At 65.3% G+C, this 26696-nt stretch carries 21 protein-coding genes; 2 read left to right on the top strand and 19 right to left on the bottom strand.

All coding sequences use genetic code 11. The annotated features are described in order from the left end of the window. Positions 1–14: 14 nt before the first annotated feature. The 9 genes from rpsC to BN1313_RS08400 all read right to left on the bottom strand — a co-directional run bounded on the left by rpsC (position 15) and on the right by BN1313_RS08400 (position 5434). Positions 15–773: a 30S ribosomal protein S3 gene (rpsC, locus tag BN1313_RS08440; RefSeq protein WP_091739035.1), complete on the bottom strand. Its 759-nt coding sequence runs from the start codon at positions 771–773 to the stop codon at positions 15–17. Continuing rightward, positions 773–1153, bottom strand: coding sequence for a 50S ribosomal protein L22 (rplV, locus tag BN1313_RS08435; protein ID WP_091739032.1), 381 nt, complete (start codon positions 1151–1153; stop codon positions 773–775). Before rplV ends, rpsC begins: the two co-directional genes overlap by 1 nt. 3 nt (positions 1154–1156) lie before the next feature. Next, on the bottom strand, positions 1157–1435 hold the full coding sequence (gene rpsS / locus BN1313_RS08430; protein ID WP_091739028.1) for a 30S ribosomal protein S19: 279 nt from the start codon (positions 1433–1435) through the stop codon (positions 1157–1159). Positions 1436–1438: 3 nt separating this feature from the next. After that, positions 1439–2275 carry a 50S ribosomal protein L2 gene (gene rplB, locus BN1313_RS08425; protein WP_091739025.1) on the bottom strand — a complete coding sequence of 279 codons (837 nt, stop codon included), beginning with the start codon at positions 2273–2275 and terminating at the stop codon, positions 1439–1441. A 4-nt stretch (positions 2276–2279) separates the two neighbouring features. After that, positions 2280–2582, bottom strand: coding sequence for a 50S ribosomal protein L23 (locus BN1313_RS08420; RefSeq protein ID WP_091739022.1), 303 nt, complete (start codon positions 2580–2582; stop codon positions 2280–2282). After that, positions 2582–3214 (bottom strand): 50S ribosomal protein L4, encoded by a 633-nt coding sequence (gene rplD, locus BN1313_RS08415; RefSeq protein ID WP_091739019.1) that lies wholly within the window; start codon positions 3212–3214, stop codon positions 2582–2584. Before rplD ends, BN1313_RS08420 begins: the two co-directional genes overlap by 1 nt. Beyond that, positions 3211–3981, bottom strand: a complete 771-nt coding sequence (gene rplC, locus BN1313_RS08410; protein WP_091739016.1) for a 50S ribosomal protein L3 — start codon at positions 3979–3981, stop codon at positions 3211–3213. The genes rplD and rplC overlap by 4 nt, the downstream gene beginning before the upstream one ends. A 13-nt stretch (positions 3982–3994) precedes the next feature. Then, on the bottom strand, positions 3995–4303 hold the full coding sequence (rpsJ, locus tag BN1313_RS08405) for a 30S ribosomal protein S10 (RefSeq protein ID WP_091739014.1): 309 nt from the start codon (positions 4301–4303) through the stop codon (positions 3995–3997). A 300-nt stretch (positions 4304–4603) separates the two neighbouring features. After that, positions 4604–5434, bottom strand: a complete 831-nt coding sequence (locus tag BN1313_RS08400) for a GIN domain-containing protein (RefSeq protein WP_091739005.1) — start codon at positions 5432–5434, stop codon at positions 4604–4606. A gap of 155 nt (positions 5435–5589) precedes the next feature. Between BN1313_RS08400 and BN1313_RS08395 the strand changes: the two genes are divergently transcribed. After that, positions 5590–6159 carry a TetR/AcrR family transcriptional regulator gene (locus tag BN1313_RS08395; RefSeq protein ID WP_091739002.1) on the top strand — a complete coding sequence of 190 codons (570 nt, stop codon included), beginning with the start codon at positions 5590–5592 and terminating at the stop codon, positions 6157–6159. Here the strand turns inward: BN1313_RS08395 and BN1313_RS08390 are convergent. The 6 genes from BN1313_RS08390 to BN1313_RS08365 all read right to left on the bottom strand — a co-directional run bounded on the left by BN1313_RS08390 (position 6156) and on the right by BN1313_RS08365 (position 13257). Continuing rightward, on the bottom strand, positions 6156–8102 hold the full coding sequence (locus tag BN1313_RS08390; RefSeq protein WP_091738999.1) for a hypothetical protein: 1947 nt from the start codon (positions 8100–8102) through the stop codon (positions 6156–6158). The genes BN1313_RS08395 and BN1313_RS08390 overlap by 4 nt on opposite strands. 295 nt (positions 8103–8397) lie before the next feature. Next, a complete protein-coding gene (gene tuf, locus BN1313_RS08385; RefSeq protein ID WP_091738951.1) occupies positions 8398–9588 on the bottom strand; it encodes an elongation factor Tu in 1191 nt (396 codons plus the stop codon). A 52-nt stretch (positions 9589–9640) separates the two neighbouring features. After that, positions 9641–11719: an elongation factor G gene (gene fusA / locus BN1313_RS08380; protein ID WP_091738996.1), complete on the bottom strand. Its 2079-nt coding sequence runs from the start codon at positions 11717–11719 to the stop codon at positions 9641–9643. Positions 11720–11849: 130 nt separating this feature from the next. Further along, positions 11850–12323 (bottom strand): 30S ribosomal protein S7, encoded by a 474-nt coding sequence (rpsG, locus tag BN1313_RS08375; protein WP_091738993.1) that lies wholly within the window; start codon positions 12321–12323, stop codon positions 11850–11852. Positions 12324–12335: 12 nt separating this feature from the next. Further along, the gene (gene rpsL / locus BN1313_RS08370) at positions 12336–12707 is read right to left on the bottom strand and encodes a 30S ribosomal protein S12 (RefSeq protein WP_091738989.1); all 372 of its coding nucleotides are present in this window, start codon (positions 12705–12707) and stop codon (positions 12336–12338) included. A 223-nt stretch (positions 12708–12930) separates the two neighbouring features. Continuing rightward, positions 12931–13257 carry a TFIIB-type zinc ribbon-containing protein gene (locus BN1313_RS08365; RefSeq protein ID WP_091738986.1) on the bottom strand — a complete coding sequence of 109 codons (327 nt, stop codon included), beginning with the start codon at positions 13255–13257 and terminating at the stop codon, positions 12931–12933. Positions 13258–13554: 297 nt separating this feature from the next. On the opposite strand from BN1313_RS08365, the gene BN1313_RS08360 reads away from it, so the two are divergent. Then, positions 13555–14130: a hypothetical protein gene (locus BN1313_RS08360; protein WP_091738983.1), complete on the top strand. Its 576-nt coding sequence runs from the start codon at positions 13555–13557 to the stop codon at positions 14128–14130. Here BN1313_RS08360 and BN1313_RS08355 read toward each other — a convergent pair whose 3' ends face one another. The 4 genes from BN1313_RS08355 to rpoB all read right to left on the bottom strand — a co-directional run bounded on the left by BN1313_RS08355 (position 14131) and on the right by rpoB (position 26509). After that, entirely contained in the window at positions 14131–16056 is a 1926-nt protein-coding gene (locus BN1313_RS08355; protein ID WP_091738980.1) for an alpha/beta hydrolase family protein, read from the bottom strand. It abuts the gene before it with no gap. 1 nt (position 16057) lies between these two features. Continuing rightward, entirely contained in the window at positions 16058–18004 is a 1947-nt protein-coding gene (locus tag BN1313_RS08350; protein ID WP_141653105.1) for an alpha/beta hydrolase family protein, read from the bottom strand. Between the two features lie 128 nt (positions 18005–18132). Then, positions 18133–22326: a DNA-directed RNA polymerase subunit beta' gene (gene rpoC / locus BN1313_RS08345; RefSeq protein ID WP_091738974.1), complete on the bottom strand. Its 4194-nt coding sequence runs from the start codon at positions 22324–22326 to the stop codon at positions 18133–18135. Positions 22327–22423: 97 nt separating this feature from the next. Further along, entirely contained in the window at positions 22424–26509 is a 4086-nt protein-coding gene (rpoB, locus tag BN1313_RS08340) for a DNA-directed RNA polymerase subunit beta (protein ID WP_091738971.1), read from the bottom strand. Positions 26510–26696 lie beyond the last annotated feature (187 nt).

Below are 26696 nucleotides of genomic sequence, written 5' to 3'. Positions count from 1 at the left end.
CTTACATCAGTCCCTTAAGCGTTGGCCTGGTCGCGGCGATCCCGGCGCTGACCGCGGTCCGGACGATCGCCACGCTCACGGCCGCCGCCTTCGCCAGCCGGGCCGCTTTCGGTGGCCAGGCGCTTGTCCATCGCCATCGGATCGTGATCGAGGACTTCACCCTTGAAGACCCAAACCTTCACCCCGATGATGCCGTAGGTCGTCTTGGCTTCGGTGAAGCCATAGTCGACGTCGGCGCGCAGGGTGTGAAGCGGCACCCGGCCTTCGCGATACCATTCCATCCGCGCAATTTCCGCGCCGCCGAGACGGCCCGAGACGTTGATGCGGACGCCCTTGGCGCCCAGGCGCATGGCCGATTGCATCGAACGCTTCATCGCGCGGCGGAAGGCGATCCGGCGCTCGAGCTGCTGGGCGATGTTCTCGGCCACCAGTTGGGCGTCGGTTTCCGGCTTGCGGATCTCAACGATGTTCAGGTGAACCTCGCCGTCCGTCATGGCCGCGATGTCCTTGCGCAGCTTGTCGATGTCCGCGCCCTTCTTGCCGATGATCACGCCAGGGCGCGCGGCATAGATGGTGATGCGGCACTTCTTGTGCGGGCGCTCAATGATGATGCGCGACACGCCGGCCTGGTACAGGCGCTTCTTCAGCGCGCGACGGACCTTGATGTCTTCGTGCAGGAGGCGACCGTACTCGGCGCCGTCAGCGAACCAACGGCTGTCCCAGGTGCGGTTGACGCCGAGACGAAGCCCGACCGGATTGACTTTCTGACCCATCAGGCGGCCTCACCCAGCTCGCGGACCACGATGGTGATCTCGCTGAACGGCTTTTCAATACGGGAGGCGCGGCCGCGCGCGCGGGCGGCGAAGCGCTTCATGACGAGGTTCTTGCCCACGAAGGCCTCGGCCACCACCAGGGAATCGATGTCCAGGTTGTGGTTGTTCTCGGCGTTCGAGATCGCCGAGTAGAGCGCCTTACGGACGTCCTGAGCGATGCGCTTGTGGCTGAACTCGAGTTCGTTCAGCGCCTTCTGCACCTTCAGGCCGCGGATGGACTGGGCCACGAGGTTGAGCTTGCGCGGGCTGGTCCGCAGGGTGCGGACCTTGGCCATCGCCTCAATGCCTTCAAGCCGGCGGGCTTTCGCTTGCTTAGACATGGGCTACTTCCTCTTGGCCTTTTTGTCGGCCGCGTGGCCGGGGAAGTAGCGCGTCGGCGCAAACTCACCCAGCTTCATGCCGACCATGTCCTCGCTGACCAGCACCGGGACATGCTTCTGACCGTTGTGCACGCCGAACGTGAGACCCACGAACTGCGGCATGATGGTAGAGCGGCGCGACCAGGTCTTGATCACGTCCTTACGGCCCGAGCCCTGAGTGGTCTCGGCCTTCTTGAGCAGGTACCCGTCGACGAACGGGCCTTTCCAGACAGAGCGTGTCATGCCTTAGCGAGCCTTCCTGGCGTGACGCGAACGGATGATGAACTTATCCGTCGCCTTGTTCGTACGGGTCTTGCGACCCTTGGTCGGCTTGCCCCACGGGGTCACCGGGTGGCGACCGCCGGAGGTGCGGCCTTCACCGCCGCCGTGCGGGTGATCGATCGGGTTCATGGCGACGCCGCGGACGTGCGGACGGCGGCCCTTGTGACGGGCGCGACCGGCCTTGCCGAGCACTTCGTTCATGTGGTCCGGGTTCGAGACAGCGCCGACCGTGGCCATGCAGCTGTCCTGGACCATCCGCAGCTCGCCCGAGTTCAGGCGAATCTGCGCGTAACCGCCATCACGACCGACCAGCTGGGCGTAGGCGCCAGCCGAGCGAGCGACCTGGCCGCCCTTGAGGGGCTTCAGCTCGATGTTGTGGATGATCGTACCGATCGGCATGCCACGCAGCGGCATGGCGTTGCCGGGCTTCACGTCAGCCTTTTCAGCCGCGATCACCTGATCGCCCGTCTTCAGGCGTTGCGGCGCCAGGATGTAGGCCAGCTCGCCGTCCTCGTACTTCACGAGAGCGATGAAGGCCGTGCGGTTGGGGTCATATTCCAGACGCTCGACAATGCCGGGCACGTCGAACTTGCGACGCTTGAAGTCGACTTGACGATAAAGGCGCTTGGCGCCGCCGCCACGGAAACGAACCGCGATGCGACCGTTGCCGCCGCGACCGCCCGACTTGGTCAGACCCTCGACGAGGGACTTCTCAGGCCGGCCCTTGTGCAGCTCGGACTTGTCCACCAGCACCAGCTGGCGGCGACCCGGCGAGGTCGGATTGTAATGCTTCAAGGCCATCGGATTAGAGCCCCGTCGTGATGTCGATCGACTGGCCTTCAGCCAGGGTCACGACAGCTTTCTTGACATCGGACCGACGGCCTTGGATGCCGCGGAACCGCTTGGTCTTGCCCTTGGTGTTAAGGGTGTTGACCTTGGTCACATTCACCTTGAACAGGGCTTCGACGGCCGCAGCGATCTCGTCTTTCGTCGAGTCCGCGGCCACCTGGAAGACGACCTTGTTCTGCTCGGAGAGCACAGTGGCCTTCTCGGTGATCACCGGGGCCAGAATGGTGTCGTAGTGACGAACGGTGGGTTGCTCAGCCATTACGCGGCCTCCTGGAAGCGGGCGTTGATCGCCTCGACCGCATCCTTGGTCAGGACCAGCGTCCGGCGGCGCAGCACGTCGTAGACGTTCAGGCCGGCGTTCGGCAGCACGTCGACGTTCGGGATGTTGCGCGCGGCGAGCTTCAGGTTCGCGTTCACTTCCGCGCCGGCGATGATCAGGGCGTTGGTCACGCCGATCTTCTCAAAGCTGGTGCGGAGGGCCGCGGTCTTGGCTTCGCTGGGCGCAGCGCTTTCGAGCACGATCAGCGCGCCCGACTTGGCCTTCGAGGACAGCGCGTGGCGCAGGGCCAGGGCGCGGACCTTCTTGGGCAGGTCGAAAGCATGGCTGCGGACGACCGGGCCGTGGGCCTTGGCGCCGCCGACGAACTGAGCCGCACGACGCGAGCCGTGACGGGCGCCGCCGGTGCCCTTCTGCTTGTACATCTTCTTGCTCGTACGAGAGACTTCGTTACGAACCTGAATCTTGTGGTTGCCGGAGCGGCGCTTGGCCAGCTGCCAGGTCACGACGCGCTGCAGGATGTCGCCACGGATATCTTCGATGCCGAAGATGTCGTCGGCCAGCTCGATCGAGCCGCCCTTGCCGCCGTCGAGATTGATGACGTCGAGCTTCATTGGGCGTTGTCCTCACCTTCCGGCGCGGCGGCCGGGGCTTCAGCTTCGGCGACTTCAGGCTCAGCCACAGCTTCGCTCGGCGCCGGTTCGCCAGCCTTGCGGAAGCCGCCGGGGACCGGGGCCTCGGCCGGGGTCGAACCCTTGATCGCGTCGCGAAGCTTCACGAAGGAGCCTTCTGAACCCGGAACGGCGCCCTTCACGAGAATGAGGCCGCGCTCCACGTCGACGCGCCAGACGGTCACGTTCAGCGTGGTGACCGTCTCGTTGCCGAGCTGGCCAGCCATCTTCTTGCCCTTGAAGGTCTTGCCCGGATCCTGGCGCTGACCCGTCGAGCCGTGGGCACGGTGGGAGACCGAGACGCCGTGGGTGGCGCGCATGCCGCCGAAGTTCCAGCGCTTCATCGCGCCCTGGAAGCCCTTACCGACCGTGACGCCAGTGACGTCGATCTTCTGGCCGGGGACGTAATGGTCGGCGGTGAACTCGGCGCCCACGTCGATCAGGTTGTCTTCAGAAACCCGGAACTCGACCAGGGTCCGCTTCGGCTCCACTTCCGCCTTGGCGAAGTGGCCGCGCATGGCCTTGCTGGTGTTCTTGGCCTTCTTGACGCCCGCACCGAGCTGGAGGGCCACGTAGCCATCCTTCTCTTGGGTGCGCTGGGACACGACCTGACAGCCGTCGAGGCTGAGCACGGTCACGGGCACATGGGCTCCAGCTTCATCAAAGAAGCGGGCCATTCCCAGTTTCTTGGCGATCACGCCGGTACGCATCGGCTTGGTCCCCTTAGAGCTTGATCTCGACGTCGACGCCCGCCGACAGGTCGAGCTTCATCAGCGCGTCCACGGTCTGGGGAGTCGGGTCGACGATATCGAGCACGCGCTTGTGCGTGCGGATCTCGAACTGCTCGCGCGACTTCTTATCGACGTGCGGCGAACGGTTGACGGTGAATTTTTCAATGCGCGTCGGCAGCGGGATAGGCCCGCGCACGGTCGCGCCGGTCCGCTTGGCCGTGTTGACGATCTCGCGCGTGGAATGGTCCAGCACGCGGTGGTCAAACGCCTTGAGGCGGATCCGGATGTTCTGACGATCCATATCGCTCTTTTCGTTCCCTACAGACGGCGGCCCGCCCGCGTGATCTCGACCATTTCAAAGACCAACCCGAACCCTCTTTCGAGAGCCCGTACGCGTAGTCCGCACAAACGACAAAGGCCGCACGTTAAGCCGCACAGCCTGGTCCTGATCAGCGCCAACCGGCTCCGATCAGGTCGTTCTGCGAGCCGCGTCTGCACCCCAAATCACTTTGGAATGCACAGCCGGTCCAACAGGAGGCGCGTCTATACGTGCGACTCGGGGCTGGGTCAAGCGCGAGCGCGCCTCGTCCGCCCTGCTGTTTCAGCCGATGATCACCCGGCCCGAGCCCATCACCGCGCGGGAAGTCTGGCCCTTCACTTCACGGACGCGGATGTCGCCTGCGCCGGCGATCCGGGCCTTCAACTCCTGGGCGACGCCACGGAAATCGATGTCGCCGGAGCCGGCGATGTTGACGGTCATGACGCTGACCTGGCCCGCGGCGGCTCGGACGTCGCCCGAGCCGGCGATGGAGATCGTGTAAGGGCCGGACACCGAGGTCGAGGCCACGTCGCCGGAGCCCGCGATATCGACCTTCAGGCCGTTGCGGACCGCCGCCGTCCGGATGGAGCCCGAACCCGCGACGCGCAGGTGCGCCTCCCCGGTCTGGCCAACGCGGGTCTCGCCGTCGCCAGCCTGGCTGATCTTCAGCTTGCCGATGACATTGCCGATGGTCCAGTCGCCACAACCGCCCTTGGCGAGGTCCAGGCTGCCGGAACGACCAGCCACGCCATAAACGGCGCCGCTGACGGCGATCTGCACGTCGCGCGGGGTGCGGATGACCAGTTGCGGCATGTCGCGGTAGGCGACCTCTCCCAGGCGCTCAACACGGACGGAGGCCCCCTCGCCCGCCCCGCGGCAGGATTGGACGCGGCGGCCGAGATCGCCGTCCACCACAACCTTGTCGCCATGGACCGTGATCTTGAACGGCAAGGCTGAGTTCTTGCGGACAATGTCGACGCGGATGTCGTCGCGGGCTTCGGGGACGATGACCACGCGGGCGACAGCGTCCTTGATCTCGATGGAGGGCGCGGCGAGCGCGACGGCCGGCGCGGCGACGGCCAGGACAGCGCAGAGGATCGGTGCGGAACGCATGGGAAGCTCCCTTTGCTTAGTTGGCGCGAACCTATCGCCGTCCGCCGTCGCCGCCGACTTAATTCGCGGCAAGGATACGGCGTCACGCCCGCGTGGATGGCGCGGCCGACCGCGACGGCCTAAAATAGCGCTCCACCATCAGTGAATGGCTGACCATGCCGGATTCCCTCACCAGCGCCGAAGGCGCGGCCGCGATTCGTCCCGCGCTCAATCGCGCCCGCATCGTCGAGGCCGCCATCGTTCTGATGCTGGATGAAGGCTCCTCGGCGCTGTCCATGCGCCGGCTGGGCCAGCAGCTCTCCGTGCGCGCCATGGCGATGTACAAGCACTTCGAGGACCGCGACGACCTGGTCAACGCGGTGCTGGAGCGGCTGTACGAGGAGATCGGCGAGATGCGGCCCGGGCAGGACGCCTTCGAGGGCCTGCGCGACTACATGCTGTCGATCCACCGGGTGATCGAGGCCTTCCCCTTCCTGCGGGAGTTCCTGGGCGCCAAGGCCAAGCTGCCCCAGGTGTGGGAGGACCGCCGCTTCCGCCAGATCGGCGCTCTGGTCGCCACCGGCGCGCCGCACATCGATTCCAAGCTCGGCTTCTCGATCCTCTTCCGCATGATGCTGGGCAGCCTGTCGCCCAATCCGCACGAGGCCAAGGACCGGGAGAACGAGCTCGTGGTCTTCGGCATCGATGCGGTGATCGACCTGCTGCGCAAGCGGGCGAGCGCCTAGAAGTCCGTCGTCAGGGTCGCCGCGAAGCGCCGCGGCGGGGTGAGCGAGAGACCGCCGGTCGTCTGCGCCAGCCAACGCTGGGCGTCGAAGACGTTCAAGGCCTGCAGCCGCAGGATCGACGAGGCGCCGCGGATCTTGAAGCGGTAGCGCATGCCAAGATCGAGCAGGGCGGCGTCGGCGACGTGCAACTGCTTGCCGCCCAGCTCGGCGAACCGCGTCGTCGAGACCGCCCGGCCGCCGGTGTAGACGAGCCCCGCCTCGACGGAGAAGGCCGGGGCCTTGGCGAAGCGGTAATCCAGGTTCACCCGACCGGTGTGGCGCATCTGACCCACGGGGTCTGCGCCGATCAGGCCCGCGCGCACGGCTTCGCCGGAGACGACGGGCTGTTGATAGACGTAGCCCACGACCACATTCAGCCCGGGCAGGACCTCGCCGGCCAGGGAGGTCTCGATCCCCCTGTGTCGCTCCACGCCGAGCTCGCGCCAGACGCGGGCGGTGTCGAGGCTGAAGTAGGGTTTGGAGATGTCGAAATAGCCGACGACGAGGCGCAGGCCCGGCCGGACGATGTATCGGAAGCCGAACTCGTGCTGCTTGGTGTGGATCGCCGGCGGCGCCTCCTGGGCGTTCACCGCCACTTCCGGCGCGTTGGGCGCCTCCTCCAGACCCTCGGTGAAGGCGGCATAGGCAGCGAGCCGAGAGGAGACGCTCAGTGAGGCCGAGCCGTTCCAGAAGACCGGGCTCTCGCGGCTGACGGAGCGGCCGCCCAGTTCCGGCTGGAGAGTCTTGCGGTAGCGCACCTTCTGCACGCCGAGGCTGACCTCGCCCAGGTTGCGACGCGCCAGCGCATAACTGGCGGCGGCGGCGCCCTGGCGGATGGAGTCGGCGACCTCGGCGCCATAGCGCCAGGCGGGCTCGGCCGGGGCGTTGTCCAGGCCGATCTGCGAGGGGCCGAAGTTAACGACGGAGCCGCCGCCGTAGTTGCGGTCCACCTTGCGGCCGCGCGCCGACAGATTGACCGTGTGGCGGAAGGGCCCCCGCGTGAAGACGCCGGTCAGCCGGGCCTCGCCGGAGATGGTCTCGTGGTAGAACGGCCGCTGGTTGGCGAAGCGGCGAACCTGGGCCAGGCCGTTGGCGCCGGTGTTCAGATAGGCGTCCGAGATCGGGCCTTCGTCATCCTGGGTGAAGCGGAAGACGCTGGTGCGCAGCTGCCACTGGGGCGTGAGCTCGGCGTTGGCCTGCAGGCCGTTCACCTGGAAGATGGTGTCGTTCTCGGTCCACTTCGGCGTGAAGTTCTCGGACTTCGGCGCCTTGGGCAGGGCCGGCCCGTTGACGAAGACCAGCGGCCCGGCGCGATCGTTGTAGCGGATGTGCAGGGCGTAGAACGGCCGGATCTCGATCTTGTCGGTCGGCCGCCAGCGCGGGGCGATGGCGATCCCGAAGGTGCTTAAGGTATCGCCCGGCTGGTTCTCGGTGCGGTTGGCGAAGACGCCATAGGCGACGCCGAAGCGGCCGGGCTTGATGAACCCCTGCGCGTCATACTCGATGGCGTAGGCGCGATGCGGACCGCCCGAGATCAGCAGGCTTTCGACCGGGCGGTCGCCGACCGGGCGCAGGGAGAAGTCGTTGATGCCGGTGGGCGCAGGGAAGGCGTAGCTCTGCGCGGTCAGCCCGACGCGGATCTGCGAGCCGGTGATCAGGCGCGCGGTGATCCCCGCGGGCGCATCGATATACATGCCGTGCAGGCGCACATTGCCGGCGACGGTCGGGCTGAAGCCACGGACGTCCGTGCCGGAGTAGAGGCCCACCTGCTCGGCGCCGATATTGGCGCCGAAGGCGTCAGTCGCGGAGCGGGCGGCGTTCTCCTGGGCGCGCTGGGCCCAGGCCCCGCCGGCGCTGGATAGGCTCGCGGTCGTCGCGACCGCGCACAGAAGCATCGTCTTCATCGGTGGCTCCCCCAAAGAGCTGGAACGCGTTCAGGTCGCCCGCCCGCAAGCCGGGACTCGCCTGCGCGAATGCCCGGACCGGCAAGTCTTTCAAGTTCGCATTGCTGAGGTCGAAGACCTTAGGCGCGAGAAGAGGGGCGCGATGACCTGGCCCCGGGATGCCATGTTGCTTCGAGAAGCGTAAGGCGGGCTGGCGCTACACCGTACACGGTGGAGTGGGGCCAGGCTCCAGACAGCAAAAGGCCCGCCGGATTGCTCCGGCGGGCCTTGTCGTTCCAGCCGTGGGCTGGGTCGATTACTCGACGATCTTGGAGACGACGCCCGCGCCGACCGTACGGCCGCCTTCGCGAATGGCGAAGCGCAGGCCCTGGTCCATGGCGATCGGGGTGATCAGCTCAACGTCCAGCTCGGCGTTGTCGCCCGGCATGATCATTTCCACGCCTTCGCGCAGCTTGATGATCCCCGTCACATCCGTCGTGCGGAAATAGAACTGCGGACGATAGTTGGTGAAGAACGGCGTGTGACGACCGCCCTCTTCCTTCGTCAGGATGTAGGCTTCCGCCACGAACTTCGTGTGCGGCGTGATCGAACCCGGCTTGCAGAGAACCTGACCGCGCTCGACATCTTCGCGCTTGGTGCCGCGCAGCAGCACGCCCACGTTGTCGCCGGCTTGACCTTGATCCAGCAGCTTGCGGAACATCTCGACGCCCGTGCAGGTCGTCTTCTGGACCGGACGGATGCCGACGATCTCGACTTCCTCACCGACCTTCACGATGCCCTTTTCAATCCGGCCGGTCACAACCGTGCCGCGGCCCGAGATCGAGAAGACGTCTTCCACCGGCATCAGGAACGGCAGGTCCACCGGACGCTCCGGCTGCGGGATGTAGGCGTCAACCGAAGCCATCAGCGCCAGGATCGCCTCTTCGCCGATCGCCGGCGTCTTGCCCTCAACCGCCGCCAGAGCCGAGCCCTTGGTGATCGGGATGTCATCGCCCGGGAACTGATACGACGACAGAAGTTCGCGAACCTCCATCTCGACCAGGTCCAGAAGCTCTTCGTCGTCGACCATGTCGACCTTGTTCATGAACACCACCAGAGCCGGCACGCCGACCTGACGGGCCAGAAGGATGTGCTCGCGCGTCTGCGGCATCGGACCGTCAGCGGCCGAAACCACCAGGATCGCGCCGTCCATCTGCGCCGCACCCGTGATCATGTTCTTCACATAGTCAGCGTGACCAGGGCAGTCGACGTGCGCGTAGTGACGGTTCGCCGTCTCATATTCCACGTGCGCCGTGTTGATCGTGATGCCACGCGCCTTCTCTTCCGGCGCCGCGTCAATATCCGCATACGCCTTCGCCGTCGCACCACCGGACTTCGCCAGCGTGATCGTGATCGCAGCCGTCAGCGTCGTCTTGCCATGGTCAACGTGACCAATCGTGCCGATGTTGCAGTGCGGCTTGTTACGTTCGAACTTTTCCTTGGCCATTTCAAGCTCCAGCCCTGTCCGGGCCTGTCCTCTAAACTAGGGTTGGATTGGGTTAGGCGTATTTCTTGATGACTTCGTCGGCGACGGCTTGCGGCACCGGGTCGTAGTGGTCGTACTGCATGGTGAAGGCCGCGCGGCCCTGCGACATCCCGCGAAGGTTGTTCACATAGCCGAACATGTTCGCCAGCGGCACGAAGGCGTTGATGACGATGGCGTTGCCGCGCACGTCCTGGCCCTGAATCTGACCGCGACGACCGTTCAAGTCGCCGATGACCGAACCCAGGTACTCTTCCGGGGTCACGACCTCGACGTTCATGATCGGCTCGAGCAGCTTGGGCGAACCCTTTTCACGCAGCTCCTTGAAGGCGGCGCGCGACGCAATTTCGAAGGCCAGCACCGAGGAGTCGACGTCGTGGTAGGCGCCGTCGATCAGGGTCGCCTTGAAGTCGATGAGCGGGAAGCCGGCCAGCAGGCCGTTGTCCTTCACCGACTCCAGACCCTTCTGGACGCCCGGGATGTATTCCTTCGGGACCGCGCCGCCGACGATGCCGCTTTCGAAGACGAAGCCCGAACCCGGCTCGCCCGGTTCGAACAGCAGCTTCACGCGGGCGAACTGGCCCGTGCCGCCGGTCTGCTTCTTGTGCGTGTAGTCGATCTCCGCCTTGCGGCCGAGGCTTTCACGGTAAGCCACCTGCGGCGCGCCGATGTTGGCTTCCACCTTGTAGGTGCGCTTCAGGATGTCGATCTTGATGTCCAGGTGCAACTCGCCCATCCCCTTGAGGATGGTCTGGCCGCTTTCGTGGTCGGTCGAGACCGTGAAGGACGGATCTTCGGCGGCCAGCTTGGCCAGGGCGACGCCCAGCTTTTCCTGGTCGGCCTTGGACTTGGGCTCCACGGCGATTTCGATGACGGGCGCCGGGAACTCCATGCGCTCCAGGATCACCGGCGACTTGGACGGATCGCACAGGGTGTCGCCGGTACGCGTGTCCTTCAAGCCAGCCAGGGCGACGATGTCGCCGGCGTAAGCTTCCTTGATGTCTTCGCGGTTGTTGGAGTGCATGAGCAGCATGCGGCCCACGCGTTCCTTACGGTCGCGGGTGGAGTTCAAGAGGCCCATGCCGGTTTCGAGCTTGCCCGAATAGATGCGGCAGAAGGTCAGCGAGCCCACGAAGGGGTCGTCCATGATCTTGAACGCCAGAACCGACAGGGGCTCTTCGTCCGAAGCATGGCGCACGACCGGCTCTTCGGTGCGGAAGTCGATGCCCGGCGTCGGCGGGATGTCCAGCGGCGACGGCAGGTAGTCGACGACGGCGTCGAGCAGGGGCTGAACGCCCTTGTTCTTGAAGGCCGAGCCGCAGAGGATCGGGTAGAAGGCGCCGGTCAGAACGGCCTTACGCAGGCACTTCTTGATCGTCGCTTCGGACGGCTCTTCACCCGACAGATAGGCTTCCATCGCCTCGTCATCGAGTTCGACGGCGTTTTCGATCATGTAGGAGCGGGCCGCCTCGGCCTTTTCCTTCAGGTCGGCGGGAATTTCTTCGTCGCGGAAGTTCGCGCCCAGACCGTCGTTGTCCCAGACCACGGCCTTCATGCGGACCAGGTCGACCAGGCCCTTAAGGTTCGTTTCCGAGCCGATCGGCAGTTGGATCGGCACGGCCTTCGCGCCCAGGCGGTCGCGAATGCTCTCAACCGACTTGTCGAAGTCGGCGCCGATCTTATCCATCTTGTTGACGAAGACGATCCGCGGAACCTTGTACTTGTCGGCCTGACGCCAGACGGTTTCGGTCTGCGGCTCAACGCCGGCGTTGCCGTCCAGCACCGTCACCGCACCGTCGAGAACGCGAAGCGAGCGTTCGACTTCGATGGTGAAGTCCACGTGCCCGGGGGTGTCGATGATGTTCAGGCGCTTGTCGTTCCAGAACGCGGTCGTCGCGGCCGACGTGATGGTGATGCCGCGTTCCTGCTCCTGCTCCATCCAGTCCATGGTGGCCGCGCCATCGTGGACTTCACCGATCTTATGGCTCTTGCCGGTGTAGTAGAGGATCCGCTCAGTCGTCGTCGTCTTGCCCGCATCGATGTGGGCCATGATTCCGAAGTTGCGGTAGTCTTCGATCTTATTGACGCGGGGCATGGCGGGCTCTGACGTTTGGAGGCGTGACGGTTTAGCGAATGCGGGCTTCTGAACGACGGCGCGGGCGGTTTAACGCAAACCGCCCGCCCCTGAAAGCGTCGTGGGGAAGCCCACTATGTAGGGCTGGGAATTACCAGCGGTAGTGGGAAAAGGCGCGGTTGGCCTCGGCCATCTTGTGGGTGTCTTCGCGCTTCTTCACGGCCGAGCCGCGATTGGACGAAGCATCCAGCAGTTCGCCGGCCAGTTTCTCGGTCATGGTGTTCTCGCCGCGCTTGCGCGCCGCGGTCACCAGCCAACGGATGGCGAGCGCCTTGCGGCGATCGGGACGAACTTCGACCGGGACCTGATAGGTCGCGCCGCCGACCCGGCGGGAGCGGACTTCGATCGAGGGCGCGACGTTGTCGAGCGCGGCGTGGAAGGTTTCCAGGGGGCCCTGGTCCTTGCGCTTGGCTTCGAGGATGTCGAAAGCGCCATACATGATGTTTTCGGCGACGGCCTTTTTGCCCTCGTACATCACGTAGTTCATGAACTTGGTGAGCGTGAGATCCCCGAACTTCGGATCCGGCAGAACTTCACGCTTATCGGCTTTACGGCGACGGGACATTCTTGCTGTTCCTTACTTCGGACGCTTGGCGCCGTAGAGCGACCGGCGCTGCTTACGGTCCTTGACGCCCTGGGTGTCCAGAACGCCGCGCAGGATGTGGTAACGGACGCCCGGAAGGTCCTTCACGCGGCCGCCGCGGATCAGCACCACGGAGTGCTCCTGCAGGTTGTGGCCTTCGCCCGGGATGTAGCACACGGCTTCGATGCCGGTGGTCAGACGGACCTTGGCGACCTTACGAAGCGCCGAGTTCGGCTTCTTCGGCGTCGTCGTATAGACCCGGGTGCAGACCCCGCGACGTTGCGGGCAACCCTTAAGGGCCGGCACCTTGTTCCGCGTCGGCTTGTCCTGACGCGGCTTGCGGATGAGTTGGTTAACTGTGGGCATCTAATCTCGCTTCGCGGAGGCGTGTGCCGTTTGGCCGAGGCGCCTCGATGGGTCCTATAGGTGTCGGGTCTTTACGAAGCTCCGCCAGAACGCAAAAACCCGCCGGCGCCGAGTACCTCTGCGCGCCGACGGAAGCGACCTGCCGGGCAGGGAGATGGAATCCCCGCCTCGAAAGAGCGGGCTAGATAGTCGGAATGGCCTCGAACGTCAACGTCGCCCTCGCTCAGTCGAAGATATCGAAGATGTCGAATCCCTTCTTCTTCTTCCGATAGCGATCGCCTTCATAGGCGTGGCGGTTGTCGCGCGGGTCCAGGGGGTGGCGCTTGCGCCAGTCGTCGGGGTCGCGGCGGAAGTCGTCGACCTCGCGGTCGAAGCGGCGGCGGTCGTCGTGATCGGCCTCCCGGGCCTGGCGTTCATCGCCCAGGATCTTCTCCAGCTCACCGCGATCCAGCCAGACGCCGCGGCAGGTCGGGCAGATATCCAGTTCGACGCCGGAGCGGTTCACGGCCTGCATGGAGGCGTTGCAGTTGGGGCAAAGCAAGAGCGGCATGAGAGGGTGTCCTTTCGCCGTCATATCTAGGTCGCAGCGTGCGGAACGGAAGGCTGAGATACACTTCGCCACGAAAACGCCGGAAGCCGCGGCGACCAAGGCCAAGCTAGACCCTTCCGGATGAGGCGGATTCGCCCGATCCGGGCCAAAGGGTCTATCTTCAACATTGAGAGCATGACGTGCGCTTCAACCAGCTTCCAGTTGAAGCTGTCACGCTCTCGGACGAACAGGAGCGGTATGTCGAGGGCCAGACGGGCCGGAGGACGGGCGGGTCGGATTGCGATCGGAACCCTGTCGGTGGTCGCTCACCTCGGGCTGCTGGCGGTCGTCGCTGTGCAGGCGCCGACACTGGTGACGCCGCGCGGCGTGGCCGGGCCACCGGAGCCGATCATCCCGATCCTGATCGCCCCAAGGTCGCCGCCGAAGACGCCGGGCGGACCGCCGGGCGATCCCATCCGTCTGCACCGCCGGCTGCTGCGCCCGGCCGGAGCGCGGGTGGACGTGCCTCCGCTGGTCACCGAGCACCCCCAACCCAAGGCCGAGCCCAAGGCGCCCGGCGCGGAGCCGCGCGAGACCATCGAGGCTGACCTTCGCTCGGCCCAGGTGGCGGCGTTGTGGCGGGCGCGCCTGGGCTGCGGCGACCCCGACGCCTTCAACCTGACCCGCGACGAGCGCGAAGCTTGCGAACAGCAACTGGCGGCCGCGGCCCGCGCAGCCCCGCCGACAGGCCTCGCCCTGCCCTCCGACAAGACAATCCTCTACGACCGCGCCGCGGCTCAGGCCGACCTCCAGCGTCGCGAGCGCGAGGCGCCGATGGCCGTGGGCGCGACCCCGCCCAGCAAGAGCACCCTGCAACCCTGGAAGCCGCGGTAGCTACTGAGGCGCGGCTGGCAGGTTCTTGGCGAGGAAGGCTTCCAGCGTCGTGAGCATCTTCGTGCGATTGGTCGAGCTCAGCAGGCTGTGATCGTCGCCCGGCAGCAGGACTAGCTCCACCGGGCGGTGCGCCGCACTCAGCGCCGCCGCCATCTGCCGCGCATGAACGACCGGAATGACCGTGTCTTCCTGTGTGTGGATCAAGAGCGCGGGGGCCTTGAACGCCGCGGCCCGCTTCAGTGGTGAAATCCGCTCTATCTCGTCTTTCGGCGCGTCGCTCAGCCGGTCGAGCAAGTAGGGCATGTAGCGGTCGCCGAAGAGCCGCACCTGACCGGCGCGCACCAGCCCGAGATCGGTCCAGGCGCCGACCGTGGCCACGCAGCGGTAACGGTCGCTGTGCAGCGTCGCCGTCAGGAGCGCGAAGTATCCGCTCTCGGCGCGGCCGATCACGCAGGTGCTGCCGGCGTCGACGTCAGCGAGCAAGGCGGCCTGGTCGACGGCGACCACAAGGTCATTTTCCAGCCTGATGAAGACCTTCTCCACCATCGACTTTCCATCAACGGGCGTGAGGGTCGGAATGCTGAGCCGGACCCGCAAGACCGCCATGCCCCGGGAGGCCAGAAAGGCGCTCAGGTAGTCGAACGACGCTTCGGCCTCACTCAACGCGCCCAAGTGGGGAATGACGATCAAGGGCGGCTTTCCAAGCCTTGCGCCCGGCGGCGGCAAGGTCAGATAGGCCTCGGCATATCGACCCCCAGGCATCGCTAGGGACAGCGCCCGCGTCTCGCCAAGACGAACGCCCTGCAGCTCGGGATACTCCAGCCCTAGCGGGGACAGCGCCTTGGCGGCGCGGTCGAACAGGAACCAACCGCCGGGTCCGTCAGCGGCCTGGATTCGCGCGATGAACCGGCTGCGATCGGCCGACCAATCCACCAGGTTGACGCGCGTGGGCGCCACCGCTGCTGAAAGCGACCGGTGAACTTCGCCGACCTCCTTGTCGAACCACTGCGGCGTCGCACGCCCGTCCACGAGGGTCGATACGCCCGCCATGGCGCGATGGGACGGCGACCATAGGGGCGTCGCGGGCGAGGCGCCCTCCCACAGGGTCTGCTCGGCGCCCGTGGTGATGTCGCGGCGCAGGATCCGATAAGCGCCGTCGCGCTTCGAGCCCAGGATCACCGAGGGCGGTCCCTCCACGTAGCCTAGATAAGAGAGCGCAGGGTCACGGGCTTGGTCCAGCGCGATGGACCAGATGGTCTGGCCGTCCTTGCGGACGTAGACGTATCCGTAGTCAAGCCTGACGCGCGGAGCGCCCGCCGCGTCGATTTCCCAATTGTAGGTGGACCGGGAGCCGCTATCGACGAGCCTGCCGTGTCCGGACTTCACATCGACAGACCAGAGGCCGCGGCGGAGATGGCCAAATTGGTCAGGCGAGCCCGCGGCGCCCAGCATCAGCGCGCGGACGGGCGTAGTTTCGGTGACATCGACCAGGGGTCGTCCAAGGAAAAGCTCTGACGCCGGATGGTTGTCGAGCATGTCGGCGACGACTTGGCCCTGCGAGTTCACCGACAGCCAGCGCTCCAGGCGATAGCGATCACGGGGCTGTCCCGGCCGCGTGAAGGGGATGACCACCTGGATCAGGAGGTTTTCCCCGGCCCACCGGATCGAAAGCGCCTCCGTTTCGCCGAGCGCCAGGGTCGGCAGACCGGGCTGATCAATCGTGGCGAGGGTGATCGCGCGCTGATCGCCCGCCCCGCCCAGCACGGCGATCTTCGCGCCGTCCGGCGAGATCGTGGCCTGCTGGACCTGCGGGATCCGACCGAACGCCGCAGCGGGCGTGGGCGCCACGGTCGCTGTCTGAGCGGCGCTGTCTGACGCGGCCAGGATCAGGGCCGCAAACGAGAGCGCCCTAAGCGTGGGCCGCATCCTACTGCGTGACCGGCAGGTTCTTGGCGAGGAAGGCTTCCAGCGACTTCAGCATCTGGGTGCGGGTGGCCGATTTGGTCAGGTAGTGGTTCTCGCCGACCATGACGACATACTCCACGGGCCGGTTCGCCGCCCTCATCGCCTTGACCATGACCTCTGATTGTTCAGGCGGCACCACGGTGTCCTGATCCCCGTGAATCAGCAGGAGTGGGATCTTGATATCGCCCGCATGCTGGGCCGGAGACGTCGACGCCAGCTTTTGCGATGTCGACTGGCCGAGCATGACGCGCAACTGCTCCTGCGCCGCGGAATCCTTGCCGTAAAGATTGACGTTCTCACCGAGCAAGAGTCCCAGGTCCGAGACTCCGGCGATCGCCGCGGCGCAGCGATAGGCGTCGGGGTGGAAGGCGGCGCCCGCCATGGCTGCGTAACCACCGAAGCTCGCGCCGACAATACAGGCGCGATTGGGGTCGATATCACCGCTCACCGCCGCCGCGGCGACGGCGTCAAGCAGGTCGGTTTGCATCTTGCCGCCCCATTCTCCACGGCCAGCGAGACGGAAGGCCTCGCCATACCCGGTGGAGCCGCGAAACTGCGGTTGCAGGGCTGCATAGCCGCGGGTCGCCAAGAACTGGACGATGAAATCGAAATCCAGGCTGTCCTGAGCCTGTGGGCCGCCGTGGGGCAGGACAATAAGGGGCGCCTTAGCGTTGGCCGCGGCCGCGCCTGGCGGCATTGTGAGAAAGGCTTCGATCTCAAGCCCGTCACGCGCCTTATAGGTGAAAGTTCTAAGCTTACCCAAGGCGACGGAGGCTAGGTCCGGATAGTCTGCGCCAAGGGGAGATAGCTCCTTCCGCGTGCGATCGAAGAGATACCACTCCGTTGGAGACGCCGAGCCATCGACATTGATCACCAATCGGTTTCGGTCGGTGGCCCAATCATAGAGGTAGACAGACCGCCCCTTGAATACCTTCTGCAGCGCCGCGTGGACGCCTTCGAGATCCTTGTCTAGCCAGGCGATAACATCGTTGCCCACCTTCAGCGTCACCGGCGCGTCGGTATTGGGATCATATGAGATGTAAGGATGGCGTGGATCCGGCTTGCCGACAGGCTCGACGACACCCGTCGTGAGGTTGCGCCTGGTGAGTTGATCGCCGTCCATCAGATACACGGCATCCTCCGGATCGGAGAAGCCATGGAACCTCTCAATGGTGTCGAGCGGCCCGGTCGTAACCACGAAGTAGTTGCCGCCGCCTATCGGACGACCAAGCAGCGTGAATTTGTGGTTCAACTCATCGATATCAACGCGCAATCGAGGCGCGCCGTCCATGCCCACCCGCCAGCTGACAGTATCATAGGTGCCGCGCTCAAGCAGGCGACCGCGCCCTGTGACCGGATCCACGTTCCACAGCGCCGCCAGAAACGGGCTGTCGACGCCCTTGCGTTCCAACTTGGTGTTTAATGACGAACTCGGCCCTTGTGAGAAGACGAGACCTCTCACAACAAGGCGGAGGGGCGGGCCAGGGACGACCTGCATGATGGGCTGCTCTGTTAGGTAGATCGATGCTTCGTCATTGTTGAGCAGCCAGACCATCGACTTGGTCGAGGGGTTGATAGAGAGATTGCGTTCGAAGCGGTAATTGTGGCGCGCATCGATTTTGCGCCATGTCGCGATCCGGGCGATCACATGATCATCACCTGCCCAGAGCAGGCTTACCGGCTCAATGTCGCCGATCGGAAAGTTGGGCAAATCCGCGTCATCGATTGTCGCGACGGTCACGCCGCGCTTCCCGTCCGGACCGCCCAGAATTGCGATGCGTCGACCGTTGGGCGACATGTCGATGTCTTCAATGTCCGGCAAGCGCCCGAAGGCCTCGGCCGGCGGCGGCGCGGCCTGCGCGGCGCTTGCGACCATCAACGCCGCCGCCGCGCTCAAGAAGAGTTTCACAGTACGCCCCCAGCAAACCTGGGCGGAGCCTACCGCGACCCTGCGGTTCGAGGCTAGAGCGCGGCGCAACAGAAAACGGCCCGGGATCGCTCCCGGGCCGCTCTGTCTTCAAGGGGTCAAGCCTGCGATCAGGACCCGGCCGTCTCGGCCTCGGCGTCAACGGCGATGGCTTCCGGCAGGGGCTCCATGGCCTCTTCACGGCTGGCCGTGAGCACTTCGTCGCGCTTGGCGGCGATGCGCTGGAGGCTGCGCAGATAGGAGCCGGTGCCCGCCGGAATGAGCCGGCCGACGATCACGTTCTCCTTGAGGCCTTCGAGGGTGTCGACCTTGCCCTGGACGGAGGCCTCCGTCAGGACGCGGGTCGTCTCCTGGAAGGAGGCCGCCGAGATGAAGCTGCGGGTCTGCAGGCTCGCCTTGGTGATGCCCAGCAGGACCGGCTGCGTCACCGCAGCGCGACCGCCACGGGCCTCGGCCTTCACGTTCTCCGCATCGACTTCCACCTTGTCCAGGTGGTCGCCCTTGAGGAGGCCCGTGTCGCCCGGCTCCATGATCTCGACCTTCTGCAACATCTGACGAACGATCGTTTCGATGTGCTTGTCGTTAATCGGCACGCCCTGCAGTCGGTAGACTTCCTGGATCTCGTTCACCAGGAAGTCGGCCAGCGCCTCGATCCCGAGGATGCGCAGGATATCGTGCGGGTCCGGGTTGCCGTCGATGATGTACTCGCCCTTGCGGATCACGTCGCCGTCGTGGACGGCGATGTGCTTGCCCTTGGGGATGAGGAACTCGACCGCCTCGCCGCCGTCTTCCGGCGTGATCTTGATCCGGCGCTTGTTCTTGTAGTCGCGCCCGAACTCGACCCGGCCGTCCATCTCGGCGATGACCGCGCAGTCCTTCGGACGACGCGCCTCGAACAGCTCGGCCACCCGCGGCAGACCGCCGGTGATGTCGCGGGTCTTGGCGCTTTCCGTGGGGATCCGCGCCATGACTTCGCCCGGCTTCACTTCGTCGCCGTCACCGATGGACAGAACCGCGCCCACCGGCAGGAGGTAACGCGCCTCGCCGCCGTTGGAGATGCGCATGTAGGCGCCGTCCGCGTCGATGACCGCCATGGCCGGTCGAAGGTCGGACGCCTTGGCCGACGCGCGCCAGTCGATGATGACGCGGTTGGTGATGCCCGTGGCCTCGTCGGCTTCCTCGCGGACCGACATGTTCTCCACCAGGTCTTCGAACCGCACGCGGCCGGCGACTTCGGTGATGATCGGGGTGGTGTAGGGGTCCCATTCGGCCAGGCGCTGACCGCGCTTGACCTTCTCGCCGTCCTTGACGCGCAGGCGCGCGCCATAGGTCGGCTTGTAGGATTCCCGCTCCTTGCCATCGACCATGACGATCAGCGAGAGGTTGCGGCTCATGCTGATCAGGTGGCCCTCGGCGTTGGTCACCGTGTTGCCGCCGCTGATCTTGACCACGCCGTCGTTGCCGCTTTCGAAGAAGGACTGCTCGGCCACCTGGGCGGTGCCGCCAATGTGGAAGGTCCGCATCGTCAGCTGGGTGCCCGGCTCGCCGATGGATTGGGCGGCGATGACGCCGACCGCTTCACCGATGTTGACCGGCGTGCCGCGAGCCAGGTCGCGGCCGTAGCAGGCGCCGCAGACGCCGGTGTCGGCTTCGCAGGTCAGAACCGAGCGGATCTTCACCGACTGGACCGCCGCGCCTTCGACCACATCGACCATGTTCTCGTCGAGATAGGTGTCGGCGGGAACGATGACCTCGTTGGTGTTCGGGTCCTTGATGTCTTCAGCGGCGAAGCGGCCAAGGATGCGCAGGCCCAGCGAAACCAGGACGTCGCCGCCCTCGACCACAGCGCGCAGCGTGATGCCGCGCGTGGTGCCGCAGTCTTCCTGGGTGATGATGCAGTCCTGGGCCACGTCGACCAGACGACGCGTCAGATAGCCGGAGTTGGCGGTCTTCAGCGCGGTGTCGGCCAGGCCCTTACGGGCGCCGTGGGTGGAGTTGAAGTACTCCTGGACGGTGAGGCCTTCCTTGAAGTTCGAAATGATCGGCGTCTCGATGATCTCGCCGGACGGCTTGGCCATGAGGCCGCGCATCCCGCCGAGTTGCTTCATCTGGGCCTGCGAACCGCGGGCGCCGGAGTTGCTCATCATGAAGATCGAGTTGATCTCGAGCTCACGCCCGTTCTCGTCCTTCGCCGCGGTGGAGACCTCGGCCATCATCTCGTCGGCGACGCGATCGGTGGCCTTGGCCCAGGCGTCGACGACCTTGTTGTACTTCTCGCCCTTGGTGATGAGGCCGTCAGCATATTGCTGCTCGTACTCTTCGACCAATGCGCGGGTCTCGGCGACGATCGGCGCCTTGCGTTGCGGAATGACGATGTCGTCCTTGCCGAACGAGATGCCGGCCTTGGCCGCCTCGCGGAAGCCCAGGCCCATCATCTGGTCGGCGAAGATCACCGTCGCCTTCTGACCGCAGTGCCGATAGACGGTGTCGATCAGGTTGCCGATTTCCTTCTTGGTGAGGTTCTTCTCCAGAAGGCGGTGACCCACGGCCGGGTGATGCGGGAACAGTGCCGCGATCTTCATCCGACCTGGCGAGGTGTCGATCACCTTGCGGACCAGATTACCGTCGGCGTCCATTTCCGAGTGACGGGCGCGGATCTTCGAGTGCAGCGAGACCACCCCGGCGTCGAGCGCCTGGTCGATCTCGTTGAGATCGGAAAACGCCTTGCCTTCACCCGGCTCGCCGTCGCGCAGCAGCGACAGGTAGTAGAGACCCAGAACGATATCCTGCGACGGCACGATGATCGGCTTGCCGTTGGCCGGCGACAGGATGTTGTTCGTGCTCATCATCAGCACGCGCGCTTCCAGCTGGGCTTCCAGCGAGAGCGGCACGTGGACGGCCATCTGGTCGCCGTCGAAGTCGGCGTTGAAGGCCGCGCAGACCAGCGGGTGCAGCTGGATCGCCTTGCCTTCGATCAGCTTGGGCTCGAAGGCCTGGATGCCCAGGCGGTGAAGCGTCGGCGCGCGGTTCAGCAGCACCGGGTGCTCGCGGATCACCTCGTCCAGGATGTCCCAGACGGCCGGCTGTTCGCGTTCCACCATCCGCTTGGACTGCTTGACGGTGCCCGACAGGCCCTTGGCGTCAAGCCGCGCATAGATGAAGGGCTTGAACAGCTCGAGCGCCATCTTCTTCGGCAGGCCGCACTCGTGCAGCTTGAGTTCCAGGCCGACGACGATGACCGAACGACCCGAGTAGTCGACGCGCTTGCCGAGCAGGTTCTGGCGGAAGCGGCCTTGCTTGCCCTTCAGCATGTCCGCGAGCGACTTCAGCGGACGCTTGTTGGCGCCGGTGATGACGCGGCCGCGACGGCCGTTGTCGAACAGGGCGTCGACGGCTTCCTGCAGCATCCGCTTTTCGTTGCGGATGATGATGTCCGGCGCGCGCAGCTCGATCAGGCGCTTCAGGCGGTTGTTGCGGTTGATGACCCGGCGATAGAGATCGTTCAGGTCGGAGGTCGCGAAGCGGCCGCCGTCCAGCGGCACCAGCGGGCGCAGTTCCGGCGGAATGACCGGCACGACCGTCAGGATCATCCACTCGGGCTTGTTGTTGCTCTCGATGAAGCTCTCGATGAGCTTCAGGCGCTTGGACGCCTTCTTGAGCTTGATCTCGGAGGTGGCGGTGACGAGCTCTTCGCGGAGCTGGTCGGCGACCTTGTTGAGGTCGAGCGCCTTGAGCAGGCCTTGGACCGCCTCAGCGCCGATCTCGGCGGTGAAGCTGTCGTCGCCGAACTCCTCCTGGTAGCGCATGTAGTCATCTTCCGAGAGCAGCATGTGCTGCTTCAGCGGGGTCAGGCCCGGCTCGGTGACGATGTAGTATTCGAAGTAGAGGACGCGCTCGATGTCCTTCAGGGCCATGTCGAGCATCAAGGCGATGCGCGACGGCAGGCTCTTCAAGAACCAGATGTGGGCGACCGGGCTGGCCAGTTCGATGTGACCCATGCGCTCGCGACGGACGCGGGCCAGGGTGACTTCAACGCCGCACTTTTCGCAGATGATACCCTTGTACTTCATCCGCTTGTACTTGCCGCACAGGCACTCGTAGTCCTTCGTCGGACCGAAGATGCGCGCGCAGAACAGGCCGTCACGTTCCGGCTTGAACGTGCGGTAGTTGATGGTTTCAGGCTTCTTGATCTCGCCGAACGACCACGAGCGGATCTTTTCCGGCGAAGCCAACGCGATACGGATCTGGTCGAAGGTCGGGGCGGCCTGGACCGGATTGAAGATGTTCAGGACTTCCTGGTTCATCTTGGTTCCTTCTGCGGGAGCATCCCCGCGCAAATTCAAAGGGAAGACGGGCGATGGCGCCCTCCCCGGCCCGCTGGGGCCAGGGAGGGGAAAACCGTCAGCCGTTCTCCAACTCGACGTTCAGGCCGAGCGAGCGCATTTCCTTGACGAGCACGTTGAAGCTCTCCGGAATGCCCGCCTCGAACGCGTCGTCGCCGCGGACGATGGACTCGTAGACCTTGGTCCGGCCGGCCACGTCGTCGGACTTCACCGTCAGCATTTCCTGCAGGGTGTAGGCCGCGCCGTAGGCTTCCAGAGCCCACACTTCCATTTCCCCGAAGCGCTGACCGCCGAACTGCGCCTTGCCGCCCAGCGGTTGCTGGGTGACGAGGGAGTACGGGCCAATCGAGCGAGCGTGGATCTTGTCATCGACCAGGTGGTGCAGCTTCAGCATGTAGATGTAGCCGACCGTGACCGGACGCTTGAAGCGTTCGCCCGACTGGCCGTCGTAGAGGTACGACTGGCCCGACCGTGCGACGCCCGCCTTTTCGAGCAGGTTCTCGATGTCGTCGATGTGGGCGCCGTCGAACACCGGGGTGGCGAACGGAATGCCCTTCGACAGGTTGCGGGCGAGCTCCAGCAGCTCCTCATCGCTCTCCGGCAGTTCTTCTTCCGGACCGTAGATGCCGGCGAGGTAATCGATCAGAGCCGCGCGCTGGCCGCCGTTCTGCCAATCTTCGAGCAGGCGCGCGACCTGCTTGCCGAGGTTGGCCGAGGCCCAGCCCAGGTGGGTTTCGAAGATCTGACCAACGTTCATGCGCGACGGCACGCCCAGCGGGTTCAGCACGATGTCCACCGAGGTGCCGTCTTCCAGGTACGGCATGTCCTCGACCGGCAAGATCTTGGAGATGACGCCCTTGTTGCCGTGACGGCCGGCCATCTTGTCGCCGGGTTGAAGCTTGCGCTTCACCGCCACGAACACCTTGACCATCTTCATCACGCCAGGCGGCAGCTCGTCGCCGCGCTGCAGCTTGTCGACCTTGTCTTCAAAGCGGCTGTCCAGACGCTTGCGGGCCTCGTCGAACTGACGGCGCAGGGCCTCCAGCTCGGCCATGGCCTTTTCGTCGTCGACGGCGATCTGCCACCACAGGCCGGGCGCAATCTCCTCCAGCTTGTCGGCGCTGATCTCGCCGCGGCCCAGGCCCTTCGGACCCGAAACGGCGTTCTTGCCCGTCAGCAGCTGGCGCAGACGCGTGGTCATGTTGCGGTTCAGGATCGCGAATTCATCATCGCGGTCCTTGCCCAGGCGGTCGATCTCCGCGCGCTCGATGGCCATGGCGCGCTCGTCCTTATCGACGCCGTGGCGGTTGAAGACGCGGACTTCGACGATGGTGCCCGCCACGCCCGGCGGCAGACGCAGCGAGGTGTCACGGACGTCGGAGGCCTTCTCACCGAAGATGGCGCGCAGGAGCTTTTCTTCCGGCGTCATCGGGCTCTCGCCCTTCGGCGTCACCTTGCCGACCAGGATGTCGCCCGGCAGGACTTCGGCGCCGATCGCCACGATGCCGGCTTCGTCGAGGTTGCGGAGCGCTTCCTCGCCGACGTTCGGGATATCGCGGGTGATCTCTTCCGGGCCCAGCTTGGTGTCGCGGGCCATGACTTCGAATTCCTCGAGGTGGATCGAGGTGAAGATGTCGTCGCGGGTGATCCGCTCGGAGATCAGGATCGAGTCTTCGAAGTTGTAGCCATTCCAAGGCATGAAGGCGACGAGGGTGTTGCGGCCCAGCGCCAGTTCGCCCAACTCGGTCGACGGGCCGTCAGCGATGACGTCGCCGGCCTTCACTCGGTCGCCCACGCGCACCAGCGGTCGCTGGTTGATGCAGGTCGAGGTGTTGGAGCGCTGGAACTTCTGCAGCCGATAGATATCGACGCCGGCCTTGGTGGGGTCGGTCTCTTCCGTGGCGCGGATGACGATCCGGGTGCCATCGATCTGCTCGATGACGCCGGGGCGCTTGGCCACGACGACGGCGCCGGAATCGACGGCGACGATCGCCTCCATGCCGGTGCCGACCAGCGGCGCATCCGACTGGATGAGCGGCACGGCCTGCTTCTGCATGTTCGAGCCCATGAGGGCGCGGTTGGCGTCATCGTTTTCGAGGAACGGGATCAGAGACGCAGCGACCGAGACGACCTGCTTCGGCGACACGTCCATCAGATCGACGTCGGCCTTGGGCAGCAGCGAGGGTTCGCCGTTGATCCGGCCGGGGACCAGATCATCGACGATCTCGCCGTCCTTCAGCTTGATGTTGGCCTGGGCGATGACGTGCTTGGCCTCTTCCATCGCCGACATGTAGACCACCTCTTCAGTGGTCTTGCCGTCCTTGATGCGGCGGTACGGGCTCTCGATGAAGCCGTACTTGTTGACCACCGCGTGGGTCGCGAGGCTGTTGATCAGGCCGATGTTCGGGCCTTCCGGCGTCTCGATCGGGCAGATCCGGCCGTAGTGGGTCGGGTGCACGTCGCGGACTTCGAAGCCGGCGCGCTCGCGGGTCAGGCCGCCCGGGCCAAGCGCCGAGAGGCGACGCTTGTGGGTGATTTCCGACAGCGGGTTCGTCTGGTCCATGAACTGCGACAGCTGCGAGGAGCCGAAGAATTCACGCACGGCCGCGGCCGCGGGCTTCGCATTGATCAGGTCGTGCGGCATGACCGTGTCGATATCGACCGAGCTCATGCGCTCCTTGATGGCGCGTTCCATGCGCAGCAGGCCGACGCGGTACTGGTTTTCCAGCAGTTCGCCCACCGAACGGACCCGGCGGTTGCCGAGGTTGTCGATGTCGTCGATTTCGCCGCGACCGTCGCGCAGGCCGACCAGGGTCTGCAAGACCGCCAGCACGTCTTCCTTGCGCAGGACGCGCATGTCGTCGGGGCAATCGAGTTCGAGGCGCATATTCATCTTCACGCGGCCGACCGAGGACAGGTCGTAGCGCTCGCTGTCGAAGAACAGCGACTTGAACATGGCTTCGGCCGCTTCAACGGTCGGCGGCTCACCCGGGCGCTTGACGCGATAGATGTCGAACAGGGCGTCCTCGCGGACGGTGTTCTTGTCGACCCGCAGGGTGTTGCGGATGTAGGCGCCGATGGTGAAGTCGTCGATGTCGAGGACGTCGAGGCTTTCGAAGCCCTGGCCCGCGAGGGTCTCGATGACCGTGGGGTCGAGCTCGTCGCCGGCTTCGGCGTAGATCTCGCCGGTTTCCATATTGACCAGGTCGCGCGCCAGGTACTTGCCGTTCAGGGCTTCAGCCGGCAGCAGCAGGGTCGTCAAACCGTTGTCGGCCATGCGCTTGGCGTTACGCGCCGAGATCTTCTGGCCCGCCGGCGCCACTTCTTCGCCGGTGTCGGCGTCGATCAGCGGGAAGTCCGGCTTGGCGCCGCGCCAGCGTTCCGCACGATAGGCGGTGGCGTAGCCGTAGGAGCCGTCCTTGGCGGTGCGGCGCTCGTAGGCGAGCGTCTGGTAGAAGGTGGAGAGGATTTCTTCACCGTCCATGCCCAGGGCCATCAGGAAGGTGGTGGCCGGCAGCTTGCGGCGGCGGTCGATGCGGACGAAGACGATGTCCTTGGCGTCGAACTCGAAGTCGAGCCACGAGCCGCGGTAGGGGATCACCCGGGCGGCGAAGAGGAGCTTGCCCGAGGCGTGGGTCTTACCCTTGTCATGGTCGAAGAAGACGCCCGGCGAACGGTGCATCTGCGAGACGATGACGCGCTGAGTCCCGTTGACGATGAAGGTGCCCTTCTCCGTCATGAGCGGGATGTCGCCCATGTAGACGTCTTGTTCCTTGATATCCTTGACCGAACGGGCGCCGGTTTCCTCGTCGGTTTCGAACACGATGAGGCGCAGCTTCACCTTCAGAGGCGCGGCGTAGGTCATGTCGCGCTGAACGCATTCCTCGACGTCGTACTTCGGCTCCTCGAACTCGTAGGAGACGTATTCGAGGACGGCGCGCTCGTTGAAGTCCTTGATCGGGAAGACGGACTTGAAGACCGCTTCGACGCCTTCCTCACGGCGGTCCGCCGCGCGCGTCTCGCGCTGCAGGAACTGCTCGTAGGAAGACCGCTGGACCTCGATCAGGTTCGGCATCTGCACGGCTTCGGGGATGCGGCCGAAAGACTTGCGGATCCGCTTCTTGCCGGTGAAGGACTGAGCCATTTTTATCCCTTATGGACAGCCAGGAACGGTTTCCCGGCGTCGCGATTATCATCCTGCGTCCACCCCGGACGGCTTTCGCCGTCGGACGCTGGAGGTGCTCCCGCTGACGTGGGGAGCGCTCCCTCGCACGGCTGAGGGGCTAGGGCCGTGCCTCGGAGTATCGACGCGCGCGAGCCTGCAGGCGCAG

The sequence above is a fragment of the Phenylobacterium immobile (ATCC 35973) genome (genome assembly GCF_001375595.1).
GTDB lineage: Bacteria > Pseudomonadota > Alphaproteobacteria > Caulobacterales > Caulobacteraceae > Phenylobacterium > Phenylobacterium immobile.
The sequence above is the reverse complement of the archived record's forward strand: the minus strand, read 5'-3'. Positions and strand labels throughout refer to the sequence as shown.